Below are 21,966 nucleotides of genomic sequence, written 5' to 3' on the forward strand. Positions count from 1 at the left end.
CAAATCGAGGCGCCCACCCCTCACGCCGTCTTCTGCACCACCAGTCCGAGCTCCTCGACCATCGCCTGACGCATCAAAAACTTCTGCGGCTTGCCGGTCACCGTCATCGGCAATTCGGTGCGGAAGCGGATGTGGCGGGGGATCTTGTAGTGGGCGATCTGGCCAGCGCAGAAATTCTTGATCTCCTGTTCGGTGGCTATCTGGTTGGGTTTGAGCACGATCCAGGCGCACAGCTCCTCGCCATACTTTTGGTCGGGAATGCCGAACACCTGCACCTCCCTGACCTTGGGATGGCGGTAGAGGAACTCCTCGACCTCCCTGGGATAGACGTTCTCGCCGCCACGGATGACCATGTCCTTGACGCGGCCGACGATGTTGCAATAGCCCTCTGCGTCGATCGTGGCGAGGTCGCCGGTGTGCATCCAGCCGTCGCTGTCGATCGCCTCGCGAGTCTTCTCCTCGTCGTCCCAATAGCCCTTCATCACGGAATAGCCGCGCGTGCAGAGTTCGCCCGGCGCGCCGACCGCAACGGTGGCGCCATCGGCATCGATGGCCTTGACCTCGACATGCGGATGGATGCGGCCGACCGTCGAGACGCGCTTTTCGAGCGGATCGTCGACGCCGCTCTGGAAGGACACCGGGCTGGTCTCGGTCATGCCGTAGGCGATGGTCACCTCCGACATATGCATCAGCGACACCACCTTCTTCATCACCTCGATCGGGCATGGCGAGCCGGCCATGATGCCGGTGCGCAGGCTGGAGAGGTCGAAGGTCGCGAAATCCGCATGGTCGAGCATGCCGACGAACATGGTCGGCACGCCGTAGAGGCCGGTACAGCGCTCCTGCGCCACGGCCTTCAGCGTCAGGCCGGGATCGAAGCCCTCGCCCGGAAACACCATGGTCGCGCCCTTGGTGACGCAGCCCATCGTGCCCATCGACATGCCGAAGCAGTGATAGAGCGGCACCGGGATGCAGAGCCGGTCCTCGACGGTGAGCTTGATCGCCGAGGTGACGAAATTGCCGTTGTTGACGATGTTGTGGTGCGTCAGCGTCGCGCCCTTTGGTGCGCCTGTCGTGCCCGAGGTGAACTGGATGTTGATGGCATCGTTCGGTTTCAGCCCCTCGGAAATGCGGTCGAGGCTGTCATGCTCGTCGCGGCCGGCCATGGCCAGCACGTCGGCGAAATTGAACATGCCTGGCGAATTGTCCTCGCCCATGCGGATGACGATCTTCAGATCAGGCAATTTTTGCGCCTTGAGCTTGCCCGGCGTGGCCTTCGCGATTTCCGGCGCGAGCGTCTCGATCATGCCGAGATAATCGGAAGTCTTGAAGCTGACGGCGGTGACCAACGCCTTGCAGCCGACCTTGTTCAGCGCATATTCGAGCTCGGTCAGCCGGTAGGCCGGGTTGATGTTGACCAGGATCAGGCCGATGCGGGCGGTGGCGAATTGCGTCACCAGCCATTCCCAGCGGTTGGGCGACCAGATGCCGACGCGGTCGCCTTTCTCTAGGCCCAACGCCAGGAAGCCGGCGGCGAGCGCATCCACCGTGTCCGACAGCTCGCTCCAGGTGAAGCGCTTGTCCTGGCTGACGAAGACGGCGGCATCCTGCGTGGCGTATTTGCTGGCGGTGTCGGAGAAAAGGGCCGGAATGGTCTTGTCGAGCAACGGCACCTTGCGCTCGCCCGAGACATGCGCCCTGCCATCGACGGGCGCGATAAAGACGCTGCCGGCGCGCGCGCCGCGGCCGCGCAGATTGGTGGCGTTCTTCAGCTCGTCGAGATTAACCGGCATCGCTGTTCCCTCCCAGGCCGCATCGAGTCTATCAGCCCGGCGGGGCAGTGGAAATCCTGTCGATGGTACTGAGAGTTCTGTGCCGCTGGAGGGCGGGATCGCTATCCGACCGCCGCTGCCATCTTCGCAGCAATGTCGCGCAAGACCGTTTCATCAGCCATCGAACGCGATTTGCGCGACGCCACCAGACAGGCCTGCGACTTCAGCACCACACCGTCGCCCAGCACCTTGAGGTGGTTGGCGCGCAGGGTCGAGCCGGTGGTGGTGATGTCGACGATGACGTCGGCCAGTCCAGCCGCCGGCGCGCCTTCGGTGGCGCCTAGGCTCTCGACGATGCGATAGACCTGGATGCCGTGTTTTTGCGAAAAGAACTGCTGCGTCAGCCGCCAGTATTTGGTGGCGATGCGCAACCGCCTTCCGTGGCGTTGACGGAAATCAGCGGCGACGTCGTCGAGATCGGCCATGGTGTCGACATCGAGCCATATCTCGGGCACCGCCACCACGACATCGGCATGGCCGAAGCCGAGACGGGCGACGATTTCGGCGCGGGCTTCCCAGTCGGCGAGATTTTCGCGCACCAGATCCTCGCCGGTGATGCCGAGGTCAACGGCGCCCTGACCGATCTCGCCCGCTATTTCGGAAGCCGACAGGAAGGCCACCTCGACATTGTCCAGGCCCTCGACGCGGGCGTGATATTTGCGCTCGTCGCCGGGCAGGCTGATGGCAAGGCCGGCTTTTGCCAGCACCTCCAGCGCCTGCTCTTTCAGCCGGCCCTTCGACGGGATCGCCAGCGTGATCATGGTGCCGTCTCCCGCAACGCCTCGATGCGGTCGAGCCAGACGGAAAAGCCGACGCCGGGGATGGCGGTCTTCGCCCCAAGCAGGGTCAGCAGGCGGTCGTAGCGGCCGCCGCCGGCCAGGGGACGCTCGCCGCCCTGTGCCGCGATTTCGAAGACCACGCCGGTGTAATAATCGAGCGGACGGCCGAAGGCGGCGTCGTAGCGGATTTTTCCAGCTGGCAAGCCATGCGCCTCGATCGCCCTCGCCCGGGCCGCGAACTTCTCCAGTGCCGCGCCCAGCGACAGCCCGGCAGAGGCGGCGAAGGTCTCCAGCGCCTCGGCTGCTCCATCGAGCGGCACGTCGATCGCCAGAAAATTCTTCAGCGCCGCGAAGGCCTCGTTCGACAGCCGCACGCTGCGCAACTCGGCTTTCTCGATCAGCCGCCGCACAATGTCCGTGGGCGAGCGTCCGGCCGATGCCGACAGGCCGGCCTCTTCCATGCCACCGGCGATGTGCGTGGAAAGGCCTTCGAGATCCCCGTCGAGGACAAGGGCAGCGACCTCGCCGGAAAGCTGGCCGTTGCGCGGCGGGTTGGCGAGGTCGGCGAGTGCCGCCTGCAGCATCGGCGCCGAGCCGAAGGCGCGGGCCAGCCGCATGCGCCAGCCGCGCGGCAGGCCGAGCGCCGCCAGCACCGCTTCGAAGATGCCCTGGTCGCCCAGTGTGACGGCCAGCGACCGGCCGGGCAGCACCAGCGACAGCAGCGCATGGGCGTCGGCCACGGAGCGGGCATCGGCCTCAGCGGTATCACGGTCGCCGAGATCCTCGATGCCGGCCTGGAAGAACTCGTTGCCGCCTTCGCGGCGCTGGCGAAACACTTCACCCAGATAGGAATAGCGGCGCGGTGTGCCGGCCTGCGAGCTTATGTGGTCGAGACAGACCGGAATGGTGAATTCGGGCCGCAGGCACAATGTCTGCCCGGTCTCGCTTTCGGTAAGGAAGATGCGGCGGCGCAGATCCTCGCCGGCCATGTCGAGGAACGGATCCGCCGGCTGCAATATGGCGACCTCGACCGCGTGCGTGTTGCGCGCGGCGAAGAGGTTTGTGATGTCGGCAGCGATGGCGGGAAAGCGGGAGGTCACTGGCCGCGCTCTTATTTCGCGCGGTCGGCGGCCTGCGCCGCCAGGATCTTCTTCACCTCGGCGACCAATTCACTTTCCGCCACCGTCACCTGCGCCGGGCGCGCGGCGCGCCATTCGGCGTTGTCGGTGATTTCGGCGGACATGCGCGCGCCTTCGATCAGATCCTTGATCTGCAGCTCGCCCTTGGCGCGCTCGTCGCCGCCCTGGATGATGGCGACCGGGCAACCACGCCGGTCGGCATACTTTAGCTGCGCCTTCATGCCGGCGCCGCCGAGATACATTTCGGAACGGATGCCGGCGGCGCGCAATTCGCTCACCATCTTCTGGTAGCGGCCGAGGCTTTCGGTGTCTTTGTCCATGACCAGCACGACGACCGGCGCGATCACATCGGCGCTGTCGAGCTTGCCGAGGTTCTTCAGCGCCGTCATTAGCCGCGATACACCGATCGAAAAGCCGGTCGCCGGCACCGGCTCGCCACGGAAGCGCGAGACCAGGCCGTCATAGCGCCCGCCGCCGCCGACCGAGCCGAAGCGCACGATCTGGCCGTCCTCATTGGGAATCTGAGCGAGAAGCTCGGCTTCGAACACGGGACCCGTGTAATATTCCAGGCCACGGACAACGGAGGGATCGATCATCACCCGACCACTGCCATAACCAGCAGTGGTACAAAGCGCCGCAATTAGCTCAAGCTCTTTTATCCCTTCAGAGAGCTTGTCGTTTGCAGGTAGGTTTGCGCGCATATTCGCAATGGTTTTCGAATTTTCTATTTGAAATTCGAAAGAGCCACCCAGTGGATCGTCTGCCTCGGCTTTAACAATCTGGCCGGCGACAAGTGCCTCTTCGTACCCTTCGTCGCCAGGCTCTAATTGATAGACAACTGGCTTAGCGGAGGCAAAAGCCAAGACAGTTTCAACGGCAGCCAAGCCAAGCCCTGCTCCCTTCGTAAAGTCACCGCTCTCGTCCTTGCGGCCCTCACCGAGAAGCTGCCGCACACCTTCGGGGCCAACCTTGTCCAGCTTGTCGATCGCGCGCAGCACGGTCAGCCGGCGTCCGGCATTCTCGTCACCGCCAAGGCCGATCGCCTCCAGCACCCCGTCGAGCACCTTGCGGTTGTTGACGCGGATGACGTAGTCGCCGCGCTTGATGCCGAGCGCTTCCATCACGTCGGCCATCATCATCGCCATTTCGGCGTCGGCGGCGACGCCCGGCGTGCCGATCGTGTCCGCGTCGAACTGCATGAATTGGCGGAAGCGGCCGGGGCCGGGCTTCTCGTTGCGGAACACCCAGCCGGAGCGGTAGCTGCGGTAGGGCTTTGGCAGACGCTCATAATTCTCGGCGACGAAACGCGCCGTCGGCGCGGTCAAATCATAGCGCAGCGACAGCCACTGGTCGTCATCGTCCTGGAAGGAGAACACGCCTTCATTCGGCCGGTCCTGGTCAGGCAGGAATTTTCCCAGCGCATCCGTGTATTCGATCAGCGGCTGGTCGGCGGGTTCGAAACCATAAAGCTCATAGACCGAGCGGATCGTCGCCATCATCTTCTCGACGGCGCGGATGTCCTCGGCGCTGCGGTCGGCAAAACCGCGCGGCAGCCGCGCTTTCGTCTTTTCCGATTTGTCGGCCATGAGATGGGTCTTTTTTGCTAAGTAAAGGGTGACTTATTTCCGAGTGCGCGTGTCCTAGCCGAAGCTACCGAGAGCGGCAAGGGTTAGCGCCTCTCCCTTCTCCCCTTGCGGGAGAAGGTGGCCTCGCGAAGCGAGGTCGGATGAGGGGTGTTCCAGCTTGGCAAGGACGGCGATCCGTCACGCACCCCTCATCCGTCTCGGCGCTGCGCGCCGATCCACCTTCTCCCACAAGGGGAGAAGGAAAGGCGATTGAAACGAAAACGCGCCGAAAATGAAACAATCCCGCCATCAGCACGGCATCGTGCCGACACAATCTCAGCCGATACAGCGCAGGACATGAAGGGGTTCGGGACATGACCAGCGCAGTGAAATTCCAGGCCAATCGCGATGCCGGCGAATTGCCGGCGCGCCTGCGCCCGGCCGGCACCCATACGCCGAAAATGGTTGGGCAGGCTGCCGGACCGTTCGACGTGCCGGCTGACACCGGCAAGGGGCCTTCCCTGCGCGACGCGTTGGTGACCGGCCTGCTGGTGATCTATCCGACGGTGGCGACAGTGGTGGCGATCGTTGCCGGACTGTTCTTGGCCAGCGTCAACGGCACCTGAACGCTACGCCGGCCGCTTGAAAGCCTTGCGTTCCTTCTCGACCTGCTTGCGGCAGACGCAGCCTTCGAGATGGTCGTTGACCAGGCCCATGGCCTGCATGAAGGCGTAGACCGTGGTCGGACCGACAAAACTCCAGCCGCGCTTCTTCAGTTCCTTCGAGATCCGCACCGAGACCGCTGTCGTCGGGTTGGCACGCAGATGGGCGAGGTCAACAATTTTGGGCCGCTCCTCCTTGCCGGGTTCGAACTTCCAGAACCAGGCGGCGAGCGAGCCGAACTCGTCGACCATTTCGCGGGCGCGCTTGGCGTTGTTGATGGTCGAGACGATCTTGCCGCGATGGCGGATGATGCCGGCATTGCCGAGCAGGCGCTCGACATCCTTTTCGGTAAAGGCGGCGACCTTGTCGAAGTCGAAGCCGGCGAAGGCCTCGCGGAAATTCTCGCGCTTGCGCAGGATGGTCAGCCACGACAGGCCGGACTGGAAACCTTCGAGGCAGATCTTTTCGAACAGCCTGCGGTCGTCGGCCACCGGCCGGCCCCATTCATGATCATGATAGTGCAGATAGTCGGGCAGGTTGCCGTGCCAGAAGCAGCGCGCGACACCGTCGGGACCGGCAAGCAGGCCGCTGTTTTCATTGCTCATTGCGAAAGATCCATCCGTTAACGCGCCTTTGCGCTGCATTTACTGTGGCTTTACCAGATTCCTGAACCCGGCGGTAACCACACCAAAAGGTTTACTGACAGAACCGCATTTTACGCATTCCGATTCATGTTTCGGTTGCTGCTTGCGCGCCAAAGATCGCTGAACCGGGGAGCGTTTCCACCCGGTTGTATCAGACGATCAAGGTGCGTTCCCGATGAAGAGAGTTTTGTTTTCCGTGCTCGGCGCCGCGGCCGTGTTTGCCGGCGTCACGCCCGCAGTTGCTGGCGACCGTTATGCCGACAGGCCGCCGGTGATGGTGAGCCCCGACCTTTCCGCCCCCTGGGTGCTCCAGCTTGGCAATGCACCCGGCATCGTGCGGCAGAACCGCCAGCAGCCGCGCCTGCGCTACGCGCAACCGGCGCAACCCGATCGCGTGCAAACGGCCGCCGTGCAGGCACCGGCCAAACGCATGGTGATGCGCCCGCAGATCAACCCGATCTACCTGCCGCAGGAAGTCGCCTATGACGGCCCGCAGAAGCCGGGGACGATCGTCATCGATACGACGCAGAATTTCCTCTTCCTGGTCGAGAAGAACGGCAAGGCACGGCGCTATGGCGTCGGCACCGGCAAGCCCGGCTTCGAATGGTCGGGCACGCACAAGATCACCAACAAGCGCGAGTGGCCGGACTGGCGCCCGCCGGCGGAGATGATCAAGCGCGAGGCCGCCAAGGGCCGCTATCTGCCGACCTATCTGGCCGGCGGCATCGAGAACCCGCTCGGCGCACGCGCGCTCTATCTCGGCACGACCGAATACCGCATCCACGGCACCAACCAGCCATGGACGATCGGCGGCGCCGTGTCGTCGGGCTGCATCCGCATGCGCAACGAGGACGTGGTCGACCTCTATGAACGGGTCAATGTCGGAACCACGGTCGAGGTGATATAGTCGTTTTTGCGAATCACCCGATCGGGAACACTCGGTTTCCTGAAGTCGGAAGGAATAACGGGGGACGGGCCGTATGGGGATACGGTCGGTCAGGAAGGGCAGCACGGGAAACCGCGCTGCCCTTTCTTTTTGACCGGCGTCCGGTGCCTGCGACACGTCCCCGCGTCGTTGCGTCGCGCAGAAGGCATGACGGTTCGCTTTCATGCTGCCATTTTCGATGGTCTTTTGCTATGTCGGCGCCAACGCAAGAAAAGAGTCCCACCCATGTCCCTGTCCGACGACAGCCGCTACCTCAAGGGCGGCCCGGTTGCCCAGCGCATCATCGCCGCCGTGCGCGAGGATGCGGCGATTGCCAAAGCCGAAGGTTTTCCGCCGAAGCTGATCTCGATCACCGTCGGCGATACCGATGCGGTCGACGTCTATGTACGCAACCAGCGTGCCAAGGCTCAGCTCGCCGGCATCGATTTCGAGGAGCGGCGCTTTCCCGCCACCATCACGTCGGGTGAACTGGAAGCAGCCATCCACGGGCTGAACGCCGATCCGCGCGTCACCGGCATCATCATCCAGCGGCCGGTGCCGGCCCATATTTCGGTCAGGACGCTGCAGGCGGCGGTGCATCCGCTCAAGGATGTCGAAGGCATGCATCCGGCCTCGATCGGCAACATCGTCTACAACCAGCTTGATCTGGCGCCCTGCACGGCGGCGGCCTCGGTCGAGCTGCTCAAGGAAACCGGCCTCGACCTCAAGGGGCTGGAAGTGGTCATCGTCGGCCATTCGGAAATCGTCGGCAAGCCAATCGCCTTTCTGCTGATGAGCGAAGGCGCAACGGTGACGGTCTGCCATCACATGACGCGCTCGGTCGCAGCGCACGCACGCCGCGCCGATGCGCTGTTCGTCGCCGTCGGCAAGCCGCGGTTGATCAAGGCCGACATGGTCAAGCCAGGTGCTGCCGTCATCGACATCGGCATCAATTCCGAGATCGGACTGGACGGGGCGAGCCGCATCGTCGGCGACGTCGACACCGAAAGCGTGCGTGAGGTCGCCTCCTGGATCACCCCGGTGCCGGGCGGCGTCGGCCCGATCACGGTGGCGATCCTGCTGCGCAACACGATGGTGGCACTCAGCCGCCAGCGCGCGCTCTACGAGGCGACCTACGGCACGGCGGACAGGCTCGCGGCGGAATGAGCGACGACGTCTAGATCCCTCCCCTTCGGCCAAAATAAGCTTACTGCTGCGCTGTCTTCCAGCGAACGAGCAAAGCCCTGATACCTTGGGATGCCTGTCGCCAATTTCTAAAAACCTCCCGGCGTATTGCAAACTGAGCTGTCAAATTCATGTCTTTTAGATCGAGATATGCCTGGCAATATACGGGCATACACGATAGCATTAAGCTATCCGTCTCATTTTTGAAATAATATTGATCGTTAGTGTCAGTAGTGTATTTGTTCTGCATCTTTATCAGGCGATCTTGATCGATCAGAACCAGGTCATCGTCGCCATACAGCCTGAGAAGTCTGTCAATTATCTGATCTGCGCTACTTTCCTTCAATGGATAGCCAGAACCGTAATACTGCACTCCGGTAACCCTGATAATTGAGTCGTTCGGCCCCGGATTCGGCCTGTCCGTTTCGCTCGGATGGAACTCCGGTACTCCCCAAAGGTCGCGCTCGGGCGCCTTCAGGTCCGGTATCCAGAATATGATCCCGACCGACTTGCGGTTCGGATTGCAATTGAGATGAGTGGAGAATGGACGGGGATAGATATAGGCCCATGGCATCTTGAACTTCAGCGGCCCAAGGTTAATGGCCACAGGGTGCGTAGGGTCAATCAGACCCTTGCGCACGGCCTCCTTGCTTACATGCCCTGGTTCCGAACTAAGGTCAGGCTCCGTGCAGGGAAGGTTGTAGACGTCTTCCGCGGTTTCAGCGGCGAGAGCGCTCGGTACCAACGAAGAAAAAAGCAGCAAGGCAACCGCGACTACCTTATGCGCTGTACGAAACCTCATTCCACCCGTGCCCAAGCTTTTGAGGCTCATTCTCTACTCCGCAGCTATCAAGCCGGACTCGGAAACGCCGTCCGGCTTCGGCCCGCCATAGGCCCAGTCAAGCAGCTTGATCGTGTGCACCACCGGCATGCTGGCGGCGGAAGCGATCTGCGTGATGCAGCCGATATTCCCCGTGGCAACGATCGAAGCGCCGGTCGCCTCGATATTTCTGACCTTGCGATCACGCAGTTTTGCCGAAATTTCGGATTGCAGGATGTTGTAGGTGCCGGCCGAGCCGCAGCACAGATGGCCCTCGCGCGGCTCGCGCACGATGAAGCCGGCTTTGGCCAGCAACTCCTTCGGCTGGCGGATGATCTTCTGGCCGTGCTGCATCGAACAGGCCGAGTGATAGGCGACGACAGTGCCCGGCTTGCGCACCGGCTCGGGCATGTCAAAAGCTGCCAGATATTCGGTGATGTCCTTCGCCAGCGCCGACACGCGTGCGGCCTTGTCGGCATAGGCCGGATCAAGCCGCAGCATGAAGCCGTAATCCTTGATCGTCGTGCCGCAGCCGGATGCGGTGATGATGATGGCATCGAGCCCGCTTTGGTCGATGGCGTGCGTCCAGGCATCGACATTTTGTCTCGCCGAGGCAAGGGCTGCCTGCTCCCGCCCCATATGATGAACCAGCGCGCCGCAGCAGCCCTCGCCTGGCGGCACCACGACCTCGACGCCGAGGCGCGTCAGCAGCGAAATCGTCGTGTCGTTGATGGCGGGATCAAGCACCGATTGCGCGCAGCCGGTGAGGATGGCGACGCGGCCTTTTTTCACCCCCTGCCCGGCATGGACGCCCGGCGAGGCCATCGGTGAAGCCCTGGGGATCGACGCCGGAGCGAGCTTGAGCATCGCACCGAGAGGCTTCAATGCTGGCACCTTTTCGAACAGGCCGATGAACGGCTTGCCCAATTTCGCCAGTTTCAGCGCGGCGCGAAAACGCTGGGGATAGGGCAGCACGAAGGCCAGCATGGCGCGAGTCAGCCTGTCGAACAGCGGCCGCTTGTAGGTTTCCTGGATATGGGCTCGGGCGTGATCAACCAGATGCATGTAGTTGACGCCCGACGGGCAGGTGGTCATGCAGGCCAGGCAAGACAGGCAGCGGTCGATATGGGTGACGATCTCCTTGTCGGCCGGACGGCCGTTCTCCAGCATGTCCTTGATGAGATAAATGCGCCCGCGCGGCGAATCGAGTTCGTTGCCGAGCGTCACGTAGGTCGGACAGGTGGCGGTGCAAAAGCCGCAATGCACGCATTTGCGCAGGATCTTTTCCGATTCCGCGACATGCGGATCGGCAAGCTGGGCAAGTGAAAAATTGGTCTGCATTTGCTGATTTCCTAGGCCATGCGGCCGGGATTGAGCAGGTTCCTCGGGTCGAATTCCTGCTTCAGCCGCTGGCTGAGCGCGGCCAACGCCGGCGGCTGCGGCTCGAAGACAGGCAAAGCGGCGCGATGGGCGGGGGCGGCGCGCACCAGCGTCGCATGGCCGCCGCCATGTTTGCGCAACAGCCCGCGCAGCAGGGCGGCTTCCGGGTCGCCCTCTTCCATGCGCAGCCACACCAGCCCGCCCTGCCAGTCATAGAAGGCACTGACGGCCGCTTGCATGCGCAAGGTCAGAACCATCTGATGCGCGTGAAAGGGTGCCATCGACACGCGCCAGACCGGTTTCTCGGTGCCGTCGGCGAAAGGCCTGATATCGCGCACATCGCGCCAGATCAGCTGCGAAGCCTCGCCGGCAATCTCCTCCAGCGGCCCGGCCTTGCCGAGCAGCGTCTTCAGCGTGGCGATGCGGTAGGCGACGGACGGGCCAAAACCTTCGACGCGCAGCAGCGTTGCAGCCTCACTGCCGAGCGCGCCGCCGGCGACACGCCCGGCAATGCGCTCGGGCAGATGGGCGGCACTCGACACTTCCGCGCTGGAGCCGAGCGCCAGGGCCATGACGTTTGCCGCGGCATCGTCGAGCAGACCACGGATGGCGAGCGTGACTTCAGTCTCGGCAGCCGGCAGCACCTTGAAGGTGACGTCGGTGAACACGGCCAGCGTGCCCCAACTGTTGGCCATCAGCTTCGACATGTCATAGCCGGTGACGTTCTTGACCACGCGGCCGCCTGACTTGAAGGCCTCGCCACGCCCGGACACGACATTGATGCCGAGGATATGATCGCGCGCCGCACCAGCCTTCAGCCGGCGTGGACCGGAGAGGTTCGCAGCGAGCACGCCGCCGATCGTGCCTCTGCCCGGCTCGCCGCCGAGCAACGGGCCGTAATCCATCGGCTCGAAGGCCAGTTGCTGGCCGCTTTCCGCCAGCAGCTTTTCGATCTCGGCCAAAGGCGTGCCGGCCTTCGCCGACAGCACCAGTTCGGAGGGTTCGTAAAGCGTGACGCCGGTGAGTTTCGACAAATCAAGCGTGTGCTCCGTCTGCAGCGGACGGCCGATGCCGCGCTTGGAGCCGTGACCAAGGATTTCGATCGGCGACTCCTCCACCACCGCCCAGGTCACGGAGGACAGCACTTCGTCTGACGTGGTCGGGGTGAAAGTCGTCAAAGCCTGTGCTCCCTGAGTTTTTCGAGCACGGCTTCGCCCCTTGGCGACAGCCGGTAGCCGACGTCGAGACTTCTCGGTGAGGCCGAATTCCCCAAGCTTGCGGACATCCTGCTTGAACTTCAGCGTTTCAACGCCGGCCATCGCTGCCAGATCAGCTGCCCGCACTTCCGGATGGGCGCCGATCGCCTGCAGGATCGACGGGAAGTAACCGGGTGCCGTTTTGTCCCAGCGGGCAAAGCGTGCGGTCAGGATGTGCCACTCCGCATCGGACAGCGAAGCCTCACCACGCAAGGCCACGCGTTCGTCGGGTTCAATGCCTTTGAGTTCAACGCGATAGACCGGGTGCCGTCATCGGGACCGAGCATCCCCTGAAGGGCTGCAAGCGTCGGAAAGCCGGCCGCGCTCGCGTCCTTTTCGGTCAGTGCGGACATGTCCACGGTCGCGATATCGCCGATCAGCACCACGCCCGAGGCCGTGCGGATTCGCCCGCCGGCTTTTACCGTCGGCCGTTTCCAGCGGCGAAAGGCGAGCGTCACTTCCTTGCGCGCGATTTTGTCCAGCGAGGATTGTTTGAACAGCACGCTCAGACCTCTGCAGAACTTGGGTTCCTCGCCCCCACAAAGTGGGGGAGAGGTGGCTCGGGCGAAGCCCGAGACGGAGAGGGGGCCATCATAGAGCGCCACCTCCGAACTTCTTGCCTGCGAAAACGAATCTCAGATCCGTGGCAACCACATCTTCTGCCAATCGTCCCTCAAGTGCCGCAAGAATGGTTTCGCAGACACTCCGGGGGCTCTTGAGAATATCGACGTTCCAGAAGCGCAGCACCGAAAACCCCTCGCCGCGCATGAACTCATCGCGTCGCCTGTCGTAGGAGCTCTCGGCGTGCTGACTTCCATCCAGCTCGACGACCAGCTTTTCGCTCCGACAAGCAAAGTCTGCGAAATACGACCCAATTGGCATCTGACGAACAAACTTGTAGCCGCCGAGTCGTTTTGCCTTCAGCTCACTCCAGAGGGTTGCCTCAGCCTGATTGTCCCCCTGGCGAAGCACGCGAGCGCGGGCGATCTGTTGTGGCGAGCGGCGGCTTGGCACATCGGCCGCAGGCCCCCTCTCCGTCTCGGGCTTCGCCCGAGCCACCTCTCCCCCGCTTTGCGGGGGCGAGGAACCCCCGTTCTGATAGACCATCCTCAAAACCTCGGAATGTCCGGGAACGCCACCTGCCCCCGGTGCACATGCATGCGTCCAAGCTCGGCGCAGCGGCGCAGTTGCGGGAACACCTTTCCCGGGTTGAGCAGGTGGTTGGGGTCGAAGGCGCATTTGACACGCATTTGCTGGTCGAGATCGGCCTGGTTGAACATTTCCGGCATCAGGTCGCGCTTCTCGACCCCCACTCCGTGCTCGCCTGTCAGCACGCCGCCGACCTTGACGCAGAGCCGCAATATGTCGGCGCCAGAGCTTTCGGCCTTGTCGAGTTCACCGGGCACATTGGCATCGTAGAGGATAAGCGGATGCAGATTGCCGTCGCCGGCATGAAAGACATTGGCGACGCCGAGACCGTACTTCTCCGACAGTTCGCGCATGCCGGCGAGCACGCGCGGCAGTTCCTTGCGCGGGATGGTGCCGTCCATGCAGTAATAGTCGGGCGAGATGCGGCCGACGGCGGGAAATGCCGCCTTGCGCCCGGCCCAGAAGGTCAGCCGCTCCTGTTCGGATTGCGAGATGCGGCAGGTGGTCGAGCCGTTGCTTATGGCGATCGCCTCGACAGCGGTGATGAGGTGGTCGACCTCGACGCCCGGCCCGTCGAGCTCGACGATCAGCAATGCCTCGACATCCAGGGGATAGCCGGCATGGACGAAATCCTCGGCCGCGTGGATCGCCGGCCGGTCCATCATTTCCATGCCGCCCGGGATGATGCCGGCGCCGATGATGTCGGCGACGCACTGGCCGCCCTGCTCGCTGGTCGGGAAACCGATCAGCAGCGCGCGCGCCGTCTCCGGCTTCTTCAGGATGCGGACCGTGACTTCGGTGACGACGCCGAGCAGGCCTTCGGAGCCGGTCATGACGCCAAGCAGGTCGTAGCCTTCGGCATCGAGATGGCTGCCGCCGAGCCGCACCACCTCGCCATTCATCAGCACCATCTCGATGCCGAGCACATTGTTGGCGGTGAGGCCGTATTTCAGGCAGTGAACGCCGCCGGAATTCTCCGCGACGTTGCCGCCGATCGAGCAGGCGATCTGGGAGGATGGATCGGGGGCGTAGTAGAAGCCCTCCTGCTCGACGGCGATGGTGATGCCGAGATTGGTGACGCCCGGCTGGGCGACGACGATGCGGTTGGGATAGTCGATCGCAAGGATGCGATTGAAACGGCTGATTACCAGCAGCACCGCATCTTCGAGCGGCAGTGCGCCGCCAGACAGCGAGGTGCCGGAGCCGCGCGGCACGACGCGGATGTTGCGGTCGTTGCAGTATTTCAGCACGCGGGACACCTGAGCCACCGTTTCGGGCAGCACCACGACCAACGGCAATTGCCGATAGGCGGTCAGGCCATCGCTCTCGAAGGCGCGCATCTGATTGGTCGCGTCGACCACGCCTTCGCCCGGCACGATGATGCGCATGTCGGCGACAATCTCGTCGCGCCGGCGCAGCGTGGCGTCGTCTGGTTTCGGCATGGCCAGGCCGGACATCAGCAGCCTCATTTCGCTTGACTGGTCAGATCTCTTTACCAGTGAAGCGAGCCGGTTGCAAATGCTGTGGTCGCGGGAGGCTCCCACGTCGAGCCGGGACAAGCTTCCGCAGCGGCAATCTGCCGCTATTCGCCCGGGTGCTTCGCCGGCTCGGAGTGCATCCGGCGCACACGGCGTACGCCCCACCAGACCAGCAGGATGGCGACCGGCACCGAAGCGGCGGTGACGACTTCCGGCGCGAAGGCGTGGCCGAAGATCGAGGCGCCCTTGGCGACATAGCCGATCAGGCCGACGACATAGTAGGAGACGGCGGCGACCGACAGACCTTCGACGGTCTGCTGCAGACGCAGTTGCAGGCGAGCGCGGTTGTTCATCGAGGCGAGCAGGTCGCGGTTCTGCTTCTCGACCTCGACATCGACCCAGGTGCGCAGCAGCGTCGTGGCGCGGGTCAGTTTGCGCGACAGATTGGCCTGGCGCTCTTCGACCGAGCGGCAGGTGCGCATGGCAGGCGCAACGCGGCGCTGCAAAAACCCGCCCCAGGTGTCGTAGCCCGGCACGGCCTCTTCCTCAAGCGCTTCCAGCCGCTCGACGACGATGCCGTCATAGGCGCGGCTGGCGCCGAAGCGGTAGAGGCTGGAGGCAGCGTCGGCCTCCAGTTCGGCCGCCAGTTCGGTCAGGTCTGCCAGCAGCGTCTGGCTATCGCGGGTCTCGGCGACCTTCATTTCCAATGTGGTCTGCGCCAGCCTGTCCTCTATGCGGCGGGCGCGGCCCGACAAGGTCAGCGCGAGCGGCAGGCCGAGCATGGCCAGCGTCCGGTAGGTTTCGATGTCGATCAGCCGCTGCGACAGCGCCCCGGTGCGCGCCGGCGTCAGGCCGCGATCGAGCACCAGGATGCGGGTCATGCCGTCGCCATCCTGGCGGAAATCGGTGACGATGGCCGCGTTGCCGCGTTCGACCAGCGAGTAGCATAGGCTGGTCGGGTCGAAAGCCGCGATCAGCCGCTCGCTCGTCTGCGTCCATTTGCGGATTTCGAGCCGGATACCCGAGATGACGGTGCCCGGCGGCGAAAAGCCGTTCCCGAAGGGCGTATCCTCCTGCGCCCTGCTGCTTTCGGAAAGCGGGCCTTCCCACAGATAGGTCGAGAATTCCGTGTGCCGCTCCCAGCGCAGCGAGCCCTTGCCCCACTTCATGGCGTGGTGCCGCGCCTGGCGGTCGGGCGCGGCGATGCCGAGGCGCCGCGACAGTTCGGAAAGCACGGCATGGTCGACGCCGGAGCCGCCTTCCGTCATGAAGGCGAGCTGTACCAGGACACGCGGCTTTTCGATCAGCGGATGCGGCCTTGCATGGACCTCGCCCAGCGCGCCGGGCCGGCCCTCATGCGCGGGGAACCCCATGACGCTGCCCTTGGCGCGCGGCTGGAACTCGAGATTGGACGGGTCGTCTGACACGGCTTGTCCCCCGGGTTTCTGTGAACCCTCTTGCGTTCGCGTCCCTCTAGGGCCAATCGCCCGATGACGCAAACAGCAAAGTTTAGCCGAAGACGATATAGCCTCGGGCGGCGAAACCGACACGCTTCGACCAATTGGATAAATAATTTGACCAGTTGGCGACGCAGGCTTTATCCTGCGGGACACCGGTTCCATCCCCAGGCACAGCTGTTGAGCGATATTTTTTCCAGGATCGAGCATTCGCGCACCGCCGACGAGGTGGTGCAGCAGATCGAGAGCCTCATCCTCGAAGGCGTGCTGCGCACCGGCGACCGGTTGCCGGGCGAGCGCGAACTGGCGCGCCAGTTCGACGTGTCGCGGCCGATCCTGCGCGATGCGCTGAAGGCGCTGGAAGGACGCGGGCTGCTGACCACCAAGGCCGGCGGCGGCACGCATGTCGCCGACATTATCGGCCAGCTGTTCACCAAGCCGGTGGCGGACCTGATCTCGATGCATCGCAAGGCGGTGACCGACTATCTGGAATACCGCCGCGAGATCGAAGGCATAGCCGCCGAATATGCGGCGCGGCGCGCCACGCCGGAGGACCTTGCGCTGCTCGATCGCATCATGGCGCGCATGGACGAGGCGCATCGTACCGGCGATTTCGACGACGAGGCCGAGATCGACGTCGAGTTCCATCAAGCGATCTGCGAATGCGCGCACAACATCCTGCTCTTGCACACGCTGCGCTCCTGCTATCGGCTTTTGTCGGAAGGCGTGTTCCAAAACCGGCTCCTGGTGTTCACCGTGCCCGGCGCGCGCGAGGCGCTGCTGGCGCAGCACAAGGCAATCCATGCCGCGGTGAAAGCCGGCGATCCGGCCGGCGCCCGCCAAGCAGCGATGGACCATATGATTTATGTCGAGCGGTCGATGGCGGAAGCCGAGCGCAGCGGCGACTGGCAACGCGTATCGCGGCTCAGGCTGCGGCAGCGTTCGGAAGCCGGCGACACCGAACCAGCACGCAAACGCTCCTAATTAATTCGATCAAGCAGGGACCATCATGAGCGACATTCTCACCATCGCAGACCTTAAGGATCTCGCGCGCCGGCGCGTGCCCAAGATGTTCTTCGACTATGCCGATTCCGGTGCCTGGACCGAGAGTACCTACCGGGCCAACGAGGAAGACTTCCAGAAGATCAAGTTCCGCCAGCGCGTGCTGGTCGACATGAGCAACCGCTCGCTGGAATCGACCATGATCGGCCAGAAAGTGTCGATGCCGGTGGCGCTGGCACCGACCGGCCTGACCGGCATGCAGCACGCCGATGGCGAGATGCTGGCGGCGCAGGCGGCGGAAGAGTTTGGCGTGCCCTTCACCCTGTCGACGATGAGCATCTGCTCGATCGAGGATGTCGCCTCGGTGACGAAGAAACCGTTCTGGTTCCAACTCTATGTGCTGCGCGACAAGGATTTCGTGCTCGATTTGATCGACCGCGCCAAGGCGGCGAAATGCTCGGCGCTGGTGCTGACGCTCGACCTGCAGATCCTCGGCCAGCGCCACAAGGACGTCCGCAACGGGCTCTCGGCGCCGCCCAAGATGACGCTGGCCAACATCATCGACCTGGCCAGCAAGCCGCGCTGGTGCCTGGGCATAGCCGGCACCAAGCGCCGCACCTTCCGCAACATTGTCGGCCACGCCAAGGGGGTCGGCGACGTCTCTTCGCTGTCGTCCTGGACAAACGAGCAGTTCGATCCGCAGCTGTCGTGGAAGGATGTCGCCTGGATCAAGGAGCGCTGGGGCGGCAAGCTGATCCTGAAGGGCATCCTCGACAAGGAGGATGCGCTGATGGCGGCCAAGACCGGCGCCGACGCGATCGTGGTTTCCAACCATGGCGGGCGCCAGCTCGATGGCGCGTCGTCCTCGATCATGGCGCTGGAAGAGATTGCGGACGCGGTCGGCGACAAGATCGAGGTGCACATGGATGGCGGCATCCGCTCCGGCCAGGACGTGCTGAAGGCGCTCTGCCTCGGCGCCAAGGGCACCTATATCGGCCGGCCATTTCTTTACGGCCTGGGCGCGCTCGGCAAGGAAGGGGTTACCAAAGCGTTGGAAATCATCCGCAAGGAGATGGACATCACGCTGGCGCTGTGCGGAAAGCGTCTGGTCACCGACATGGGCAAGGATCAGCTCCGCCGCTAGTGTCCCGTGACGGCATGACCACGGAGACCACGAGGCGTTGGCGGAACCCGGCATCCATTTTCTCGACGCGCGAGGGCCGGAGGGTGTGCGTCTTTACGCAATCGGTGACGTGCATGGCCGGCTCGACCTGCTGGCCGCCATGCACCAGCGCATCGAGAGCGAGCTGGAGTGGAAACCGGCTCGCGACTGGCGGGTGATCCACCTCGGCGACTATGTCGACCGCGGGCCGGACTCCAAGGGCGTCATCGATTTTCTGATCGCGGCGCGGGAACGCGATCCGCGCCATCTGATGCTCGCCGGCAACCACGACATCGGCTTTCTCGACTTTCTGAGAACCCCTGACCCGGAAGGGCTTTTCATGCGCTATGGCGGCGTCCAGACGGCGCTGTCCTATGGCGTGTCCCTGGCCGCCGACGCCAGCTGGTTCGGCAAGATGGAGACGATGAGGCGCGGGCACCAGGCGCTGCTCGAGGCCATGCCGCCAGGCCACGTCGATTTCCTGCGATCGCTGCCGTTCGCGTTAACGTTCGGCGACTTCTTCTTCTGCCATGCCGGCATCAGGCCAGGTATTCCGCTGGACAAGCAGGATCCGCAGGACCTGATCTGGATCCGCGACGTTTTCCACGATTACACCGGCCTGTTCCCGAAGATCGTGGTGCATGGCCACACGCCCGTCCCCGAGGCGGAAGTGATGGCCAACCGCGTCAATGTCGACACGCTTGCCTGGCAATCAGGCATGCTGACCGCCCTCGTCGTCGACGGGGCGGACAAGCGCATCCTGGAAATGGCGATAAAGGAAGCTTGAGCCTCCGCCGCGTTGCAGGATGCGTCGCGAGCGAGCCGGCTTTTAGCGAAGCGAGGCGGTGACGCCGTAGCCGTCGACGGCGTTGTGGTTGTTGGCGGCATCGGCGGAATAGATACCGAGACCGCACAGCACGATGGCGGACAACATGGCAAAGGACAGAAGCGCTGCTTTCACGGACGTCATCTCTTGTTGAGCTTGCTGCATCTGTGCACCAGGCGGTTACCAATGCGTTGAAACGGAGAATTCGCTTCAAAGTTTCGACGATTTCGCGCTTCTAAGCGCGTTCTGTATCGACGGTGTGTCGCACGGGTCACACAAAAGGTTCATCCCGGTTGCACAGCCAATGCAGAGCGCGCGCCTTCTAGGATAGCGGGCGGACACAAGCCAAGGATGAAAGGGGTTTTCCCCAGCCGGTTTCACGGTTGCGTGCCAATTATGCCACGCGATGACCGAAGGGCAGGCGCTTAGATCGTCGCCACCCAGGCGCGGGCTATGGCCAGACCGGCAGCATCGGCGTCGGGTCCGTTGCGGGCCATTTCACCATCGAGCTTGCCGGCCCAGTCGGGATGGCGCGCGGCGATGGTCGGCGCGAAGGAGGAACTCCAGTCCTTCACCATCGGCCGGTCGGCCTCGAAATGGAACTGGAAGCCATAGACGGCGCGGCCGACGCGAAACGCCTGGTTCTCGGCGACATCGTTGCCGGCGAGCCGTACGGCATTTTGCGGCAATACGAACGTGTCGTCGTGCCACTGGAAGATCGGGAACTTTTCCGGCAGTGCTCCCAGCACCGGATCGGCCTTGGCGTCAGGCGTCAACGACACGCCACGCCAGCCGAATTCATTGGCGCCGCCGATGCGGTTCTCGCCGCCGAAGGCGCGGGCGACGAGCTGGCTGCCAAGGCAGATGCCGAGCACGGCGCGGTCCTTGCCGGCGAAATCGCGGGTCAGTTCGAGCAGCGCGGGGAAATAGGGATATTCATCGTCGGCCAGCGCATTCTGGCCGCCGCCGAGCACGACCATAGCATCATGCTCCGTGGCATCGTCCGGCAGCGGATCGCCCTTGTAAGGGAGGCGCACGTCGAGATCGGCACCGGCTTCCGCAAGTGCGGCACCAACCTGGCCGAGGCCGGTATTGTCGTAGTTCTGGACCACCAGCACCCGCATCGCAAAACCCTGCTGACATGAAAATGATGCGACGAGCGATATCATGCCGCCTGTATCGCAGCCAAGATGCGCGTCCGGAGAGAAAACTATGCCACTGCAGAACCGGGTCGATCCGTTCGGTGCCATCCGTGCCGTGCCGGAGCGCGGGCTTTTCACCGGTAATCGCGGCATCATCCACGATCCCGCGACCAAGACGCTGTTGAAGAAGCGCTGGGCGCTTCAGGCCTGGATCATCTGCGTGTGCCGATTCCGCAATGTGCGGCGCGAGCCGATGGGCCGAAACCGTCCTGGTGGCAAAGCGGGCTGGACCGAGCTGTTCTTCCTCGACGAGGTGACGGCGTTGGCGGCAGGGCACCGCCCCTGCTTCTTTTGCCAGCGCGAACGGGCCAGGGATTTTGTCGGCCGCTTCGGCCAAGCCTTCGGCATTGCCGAGCCGCGCGCGCCGCAGGTCGACAAAAGGCTGCACAAGGAGCGGCTGGCGTCGGGTGGCAAACGTCCGGCTGTGGCGATGGACGAGCTGGCCGGCCTGCCCGACGGCGCGGTGATCGCTACCGGCGGCAACGCCTACGCCTTGCATCACGGCAAGGCGTTGAGATGGTCCTTCGCCGGATATGGGCCGCCCACCGGCCTGGGCCAACTGGAAGATAAGGCGCCTATGCTGCTGACCCCGGAGACAACGCTTGCCGTCCTGCGGCATGGCTTTCGGCCGGTGTGGCATCCGTCAGCCGAGGCTTGACGCCGGCGGCCGGCTCGCTCATTCCTCGACCATGCGCGCCAATTACAAGATGCAACGTCTTTCGTGCCTGACGACCTCGGGCCGGATGCCGAGTTCGACGCCGACCAGCAGCAGAGCCATTACCTGCAGCATGTGCTGCGACTTGGCGAAGGCGCCGAAATCCTGCTGTTCAATGGCCGCGACGGCGAATGGTCGGCGGCCATTGCGGCGAAAACAAAAGAGCAGTGCGGCTGAAGGTGCTGGCGTTGCAGCGGCCGCAACCACCGCTACCCGACCTCATCTATTGTTTCGCGCCGCTGAAGCAGGGGCGGCTCGACTATCTCGTGCAGAAGGCGGTCGAGATGGGCGCCGGCATCCTGCAGCCGGTCATCACCCAGCACACGCAAGTGGCCAAGCCGTCCATCGATCGCCTGCGCGCCAATGTCGTCGAGGCCGCCGAACAATGCGGCATACTGGCGGTGCCACAGGTGCGCGAGGCGGAAAAGTTCGACCGTCTGCTGACCGGTTGGAACCAGGAGCGGCGGCTGGTCTTCTGCGACGAGGACGCCTCGACCAACAATCCGTTGGCCGCGCTGCAGGCGGTAAAGGAGAAGAAGCTCGCGCTGTTGGTCGGGCCGGAGGGCGGCTTTTCCGACGACGAGCGCAAGATGCTGCGCGCCCTGCCCTTCGTCACCGCCATTCCGCTCGGGCCACGCATCCTGCGCGCCGACACGGCGGCCGTGGCGGCACTTGCGGTGATGCAGGCAACTGTCGGAGACTGGTAGGACGTCATGTCTTGCAAGAGGCCGCCTGGATCGTGGCCTTCAATTCCTCTTGACCTGTGGCTCAGGATTTTTCGCTTGAT

The 21,966-nt window shown here is 63.6% G+C and carries 21 protein-coding genes and 1 pseudogene; 8 read left to right on the top strand and 14 right to left on the bottom strand.

Annotated features, from left to right (window positions below; genetic code table 11):
- Positions 1–20: 20 nt before the first annotated feature.
- The 4 genes from AC0V8S_RS32995 to hisS all read right to left on the bottom strand — a co-directional run bounded on the left by AC0V8S_RS32995 (position 21) and on the right by hisS (position 5,336).
- Entirely contained in the window at positions 21–1,793 is a 1,773-nt protein-coding gene (locus AC0V8S_RS32995; RefSeq protein ID WP_475435727.1) for an AMP-binding protein, read from the bottom strand.
- 101 nt (positions 1,794–1,894) lie between these two features.
- Positions 1,895–2,593 (bottom strand): ATP phosphoribosyltransferase, encoded by a 699-nt coding sequence (hisG, locus tag AC0V8S_RS33000; RefSeq protein WP_475435729.1) that lies wholly within the window; start codon positions 2,591–2,593, stop codon positions 1,895–1,897.
- Entirely contained in the window at positions 2,590–3,711 is a 1,122-nt protein-coding gene (locus AC0V8S_RS33005) for an ATP phosphoribosyltransferase regulatory subunit (RefSeq protein ID WP_475435731.1), read from the bottom strand. The genes hisG and AC0V8S_RS33005 overlap by 4 nt, the downstream gene beginning before the upstream one ends.
- Positions 3,712–3,722: 11 nt before the next feature.
- Positions 3,723–5,336, bottom strand: a complete 1,614-nt coding sequence (gene hisS, locus AC0V8S_RS33010; protein WP_475435733.1) for a histidine--tRNA ligase — start codon at positions 5,334–5,336, stop codon at positions 3,723–3,725.
- A 353-nt stretch (positions 5,337–5,689) separates the two neighbouring features.
- Here hisS and AC0V8S_RS33015 point away from each other — a divergent pair, with 353 nt between their 5' ends.
- Positions 5,690–5,941, top strand: coding sequence for a hypothetical protein (locus tag AC0V8S_RS33015; protein ID WP_183456660.1), 252 nt, complete (start codon positions 5,690–5,692; stop codon positions 5,939–5,941).
- Positions 5,942–5,944: 3 nt separating this feature from the next.
- Here AC0V8S_RS33015 and AC0V8S_RS33020 read toward each other — a convergent pair whose 3' ends face one another.
- Positions 5,945–6,583, bottom strand: a complete 639-nt coding sequence (locus AC0V8S_RS33020) for a DNA-3-methyladenine glycosylase I (RefSeq protein ID WP_475435735.1) — start codon at positions 6,581–6,583, stop codon at positions 5,945–5,947.
- A 214-nt stretch (positions 6,584–6,797) separates the two neighbouring features.
- Here AC0V8S_RS33020 and AC0V8S_RS33025 point away from each other — a divergent pair, with 214 nt between their 5' ends.
- Together AC0V8S_RS33025 and AC0V8S_RS33030 are read left to right on the top strand one after the other, a co-directional pair.
- Positions 6,798–7,529 carry a L,D-transpeptidase gene (locus AC0V8S_RS33025; protein WP_475435737.1) on the top strand — a complete coding sequence of 244 codons (732 nt, stop codon included), beginning with the start codon at positions 6,798–6,800 and terminating at the stop codon, positions 7,527–7,529.
- Between the two features lie 264 nt (positions 7,530–7,793).
- Entirely contained in the window at positions 7,794–8,714 is a 921-nt protein-coding gene (locus AC0V8S_RS33030; RefSeq protein ID WP_183456654.1) for a bifunctional 5,10-methylenetetrahydrofolate dehydrogenase/5,10-methenyltetrahydrofolate cyclohydrolase, read from the top strand.
- Between the two features lie 40 nt (positions 8,715–8,754).
- On the opposite strand, the gene AC0V8S_RS33035 is transcribed toward AC0V8S_RS33030, so the two are convergent.
- The 7 genes from AC0V8S_RS33035 to AC0V8S_RS33065 form a co-directional block, all read right to left on the bottom strand.
- Positions 8,755–9,564, bottom strand: coding sequence for a hypothetical protein (locus AC0V8S_RS33035; RefSeq protein ID WP_475435739.1), 810 nt, complete (start codon positions 9,562–9,564; stop codon positions 8,755–8,757).
- Between the two features lie 3 nt (positions 9,565–9,567).
- Entirely contained in the window at positions 9,568–10,893 is a 1,326-nt protein-coding gene (gene glcF / locus AC0V8S_RS33040; RefSeq protein WP_475435741.1) for a glycolate oxidase subunit GlcF, read from the bottom strand.
- Positions 10,894–10,904: 11 nt separating this feature from the next.
- On the bottom strand, positions 10,905–12,110 hold the full coding sequence (locus AC0V8S_RS33045) for an FAD-binding protein (RefSeq protein ID WP_183456645.1): 1,206 nt from the start codon (positions 12,108–12,110) through the stop codon (positions 10,905–10,907).
- Between the two features lie 245 nt (positions 12,111–12,355).
- Positions 12,356–12,691: a hypothetical protein gene (locus AC0V8S_RS33050; protein ID WP_475435743.1), complete on the bottom strand. Its 336-nt coding sequence runs from the start codon at positions 12,689–12,691 to the stop codon at positions 12,356–12,358.
- A gap of 88 nt (positions 12,692–12,779) precedes the next feature.
- Positions 12,780–13,295, bottom strand: a complete 516-nt coding sequence (locus AC0V8S_RS33055; protein WP_475435744.1) for an endonuclease domain-containing protein — start codon at positions 13,293–13,295, stop codon at positions 12,780–12,782.
- Between the two features lie 2 nt (positions 13,296–13,297).
- On the bottom strand, positions 13,298–14,794 hold the full coding sequence (locus tag AC0V8S_RS33060; RefSeq protein WP_475435746.1) for an FAD-linked oxidase C-terminal domain-containing protein: 1,497 nt from the start codon (positions 14,792–14,794) through the stop codon (positions 13,298–13,300).
- A gap of 125 nt (positions 14,795–14,919) precedes the next feature.
- On the bottom strand, positions 14,920–16,242 hold the full coding sequence (locus AC0V8S_RS33065) for a DUF3422 family protein (RefSeq protein WP_475435748.1): 1,323 nt from the start codon (positions 16,240–16,242) through the stop codon (positions 14,920–14,922).
- A 210-nt stretch (positions 16,243–16,452) separates the two neighbouring features.
- Here AC0V8S_RS33065 and AC0V8S_RS33070 point away from each other — a divergent pair, with 210 nt between their 5' ends.
- Genes AC0V8S_RS33070 through AC0V8S_RS33080 form a run of 3 tightly spaced genes read left to right on the top strand, consistent with a single transcriptional unit; the run spans position 16,453 to position 19,223 of the window.
- The gene (locus AC0V8S_RS33070) at positions 16,453–17,256 is read left to right on the top strand and encodes a FadR/GntR family transcriptional regulator (protein WP_475435749.1); all 804 of its coding nucleotides are present in this window, start codon (positions 16,453–16,455) and stop codon (positions 17,254–17,256) included.
- Positions 17,257–17,281: 25 nt separating this feature from the next.
- Entirely contained in the window at positions 17,282–18,418 is a 1,137-nt protein-coding gene (locus AC0V8S_RS33075; protein WP_475435751.1) for an alpha-hydroxy acid oxidase, read from the top strand.
- A 37-nt stretch (positions 18,419–18,455) separates the two neighbouring features.
- Positions 18,456–19,223 carry a metallophosphoesterase family protein gene (locus AC0V8S_RS33080; protein WP_475435753.1) on the top strand — a complete coding sequence of 256 codons (768 nt, stop codon included), beginning with the start codon at positions 18,456–18,458 and terminating at the stop codon, positions 19,221–19,223.
- Between the two features lie 42 nt (positions 19,224–19,265).
- On the opposite strand, the gene AC0V8S_RS33085 is transcribed toward AC0V8S_RS33080, so the two are convergent.
- Together AC0V8S_RS33085 and AC0V8S_RS33090 are read right to left on the bottom strand one after the other, a co-directional pair.
- A complete protein-coding gene (locus AC0V8S_RS33085) occupies positions 19,266–19,397 on the bottom strand; it encodes a hypothetical protein (RefSeq protein ID WP_257784452.1) in 132 nt (43 codons plus the stop codon).
- 290 nt (positions 19,398–19,687) lie between these two features.
- Positions 19,688–20,386: a type 1 glutamine amidotransferase gene (locus AC0V8S_RS33090; protein ID WP_475435755.1), complete on the bottom strand. Its 699-nt coding sequence runs from the start codon at positions 20,384–20,386 to the stop codon at positions 19,688–19,690.
- An 88-nt stretch (positions 20,387–20,474) separates the two neighbouring features.
- Here AC0V8S_RS33090 and AC0V8S_RS33095 point away from each other — a divergent pair, with 88 nt between their 5' ends.
- Positions 20,475–21,122 (top strand): hypothetical protein, encoded by a 648-nt coding sequence (locus AC0V8S_RS33095; RefSeq protein WP_475435757.1) that lies wholly within the window; start codon positions 20,475–20,477, stop codon positions 21,120–21,122.
- A gap of 31 nt (positions 21,123–21,153) precedes the next feature.
- A pseudogene (locus AC0V8S_RS33100) lies at positions 21,154–21,886 on the top strand (16S rRNA (uracil(1498)-N(3))-methyltransferase).
- Positions 21,887–21,966: the final 80 nt, after the last annotated feature.

The sequence above is a fragment of the Mesorhizobium oxytropidicola genome, from assembly GCF_056174625.1.

Coding starts and splice junctions, on each gene's coding strand:
- AC0V8S_RS33055 (WP_475435744.1), bottom strand. CDS start 13,295: ATGGTCTATCAGAACGGGGGTTCCTCGCCCCCGCAAAGCGGGGGAGAG.
- hisS (WP_475435733.1), bottom strand. CDS start 5,336: ATGGCCGACAAATCGGAAAAGACGAAAGCGCGGCTGCCGCGCGGTTTT.
- AC0V8S_RS33035 (WP_475435739.1), bottom strand. CDS start 9,564: ATGAGCCTCAAAAGCTTGGGCACGGGTGGAATGAGGTTTCGTACAGCG.
- AC0V8S_RS33060 (WP_475435746.1), bottom strand. CDS start 14,794: ATGTCCGGCCTGGCCATGCCGAAACCAGACGACGCCACGCTGCGCCGG.
- AC0V8S_RS33075 (WP_475435751.1), top strand. CDS start 17,282: ATGAGCGACATTCTCACCATCGCAGACCTTAAGGATCTCGCGCGCCGG.
- AC0V8S_RS33090 (WP_475435755.1), bottom strand. CDS start 20,386: ATGCGGGTGCTGGTGGTCCAGAACTACGACAATACCGGCCTCGGCCAG.
- AC0V8S_RS33095 (WP_475435757.1), top strand. CDS start 20,475: ATGCCACTGCAGAACCGGGTCGATCCGTTCGGTGCCATCCGTGCCGTG.
- AC0V8S_RS33025 (WP_475435737.1), top strand. CDS start 6,798: ATGAAGAGAGTTTTGTTTTCCGTGCTCGGCGCCGCGGCCGTGTTTGCC.
- AC0V8S_RS33020 (WP_475435735.1), bottom strand. CDS start 6,583: ATGAGCAATGAAAACAGCGGCCTGCTTGCCGGTCCCGACGGTGTCGCG.
- AC0V8S_RS32995 (WP_475435727.1), bottom strand. CDS start 1,793: ATGCCGGTTAATCTCGACGAGCTGAAGAACGCCACCAATCTGCGCGGC.
- hisG (WP_475435729.1), bottom strand. CDS start 2,593: ATGATCACGCTGGCGATCCCGTCGAAGGGCCGGCTGAAAGAGCAGGCG.
- AC0V8S_RS33015 (WP_183456660.1), top strand. CDS start 5,690: ATGACCAGCGCAGTGAAATTCCAGGCCAATCGCGATGCCGGCGAATTG.
- AC0V8S_RS33030 (WP_183456654.1), top strand. CDS start 7,794: ATGTCCCTGTCCGACGACAGCCGCTACCTCAAGGGCGGCCCGGTTGCC.
- glcF (WP_475435741.1), bottom strand. CDS start 10,893: ATGCAGACCAATTTTTCACTTGCCCAGCTTGCCGATCCGCATGTCGCG.